The 969-nt window shown below is 40.8% G+C and carries 3 protein-coding genes; all 3 read left to right on the top strand.

Annotation, left to right across the window (positions count from 1 at the left end; all coding sequences use genetic code 11):
- Positions 1-259: hypothetical protein (locus N1032_RS23980; protein ID WP_456319123.1), on the top strand; the 259-nt coding region annotated here is incomplete at its 5' end.
- Positions 256-681, top strand: a complete 426-nt coding sequence (locus tag N1032_RS23975; protein ID WP_259542959.1) for a hypothetical protein — start codon at positions 256-258, stop codon at positions 679-681. The genes N1032_RS23980 and N1032_RS23975, both read left to right, overlap by 4 nt.
- Positions 678-938, top strand: a complete 261-nt coding sequence (locus N1032_RS23970) for a DUF3310 domain-containing protein (protein WP_259542957.1) — start codon at positions 678-680, stop codon at positions 936-938. The genes N1032_RS23975 and N1032_RS23970 overlap by 4 nt, the downstream gene beginning before the upstream one ends.
- The last annotated feature ends 31 nt before the right edge of the window (positions 939-969 follow it).

Raw genomic sequence — 969 nt, 5'->3', positions numbered from 1 at the left:
CATCCTAGACGAATCTGAATCTGTTGATGCCGTGAGCCGCACTGAATTTGTTCTAACACAAGTGAGACGACTAACAAATGACATCCTTGGTAAACGAGTTTACCCTCATTATGAAGACATTCGCCGAGTCCCTGGTATTGTGGAGTCTGATGATCGTCGCTCTCTTGGCATTAACCAGTATGTTTATGGGGTTTGCCTTGACCTTACTGATGGTAAAGGTTTCTATGATTGGGAAGAAATTAAAGAAGAACTAAAATGAGAATAACGAAGACTGAATTCAGAGAAGGCGAAGCCACTACCGGATTCACTCGTGACTTCGCTCGGTTTATATATGACCAAGAACCAGCCTATGCAGACCAAAACTTTGATGCATACTTTGTACGCAATTGGGCAGCTATTACAGCGACGCCTCGTTGGGAATATACAGTGTGGAATGAGGATGGGTCTGTAGACGCCTCTATGGCCTTCTACGTGGGTTATCATAAAGAGTTTGGCCAACAGGTCATCTATGTGATGAACGCCTTCTCGAAGCTCCCAGGCGCTTTAAATGGTGGGTATCGTTGGGGCTATAAGAAAGCAAAAGAATTAGGGTTACCTTTCTTCTGCTTTACAAAACGTGTCAAGGATTTAGACACAGATGATAAGTTCGTATCTCTCAGTTATGAATGGAGAATCAAATGAGAGCACTAGATACAATGGTGGGTGGTAATCACTATCACGCTGAGAATGGAATCCAGCCAGTAGAATTTTACCATGCCAATCCACAGTTGAATTTCCAACAGTGCAATATGATTAAGTATGCCTTCCGTCATAAAGATAAGAATGGTATCCAAGATCTATTAAAAGTTGTTCACTATGCACTCCTAGAATGCGGCTTTGAATATCCAGACAAATACGAAGAATTTGTTGGGAATATAAAAAATTTAATCAAAGCGTAAATATTTAATTTGTCCACATAATATAAGAGTG

Source organism: Herbiconiux daphne, assembly GCF_024979295.1.
Lineage (GTDB): Bacteria > Actinomycetota > Actinomycetes > Actinomycetales > Microbacteriaceae > Herbiconiux > Herbiconiux daphnes.
Note: the sequence above shows the minus strand (reverse complement) of the source record. Positions and strands in the feature narration are given on the sequence as shown.

What these genes read in the sequence shown, in the direction of transcription:
- N1032_RS23975 (WP_259542959.1), top strand. Translation starts at nt 256, where the DNA reads ATGAGAATAACGAAGACTGAATTCAGAGAAGGCGAAGCCACTACCGGA.
- N1032_RS23970 (WP_259542957.1), top strand. Translation starts at nt 678, where the DNA reads ATGAGAGCACTAGATACAATGGTGGGTGGTAATCACTATCACGCTGAG.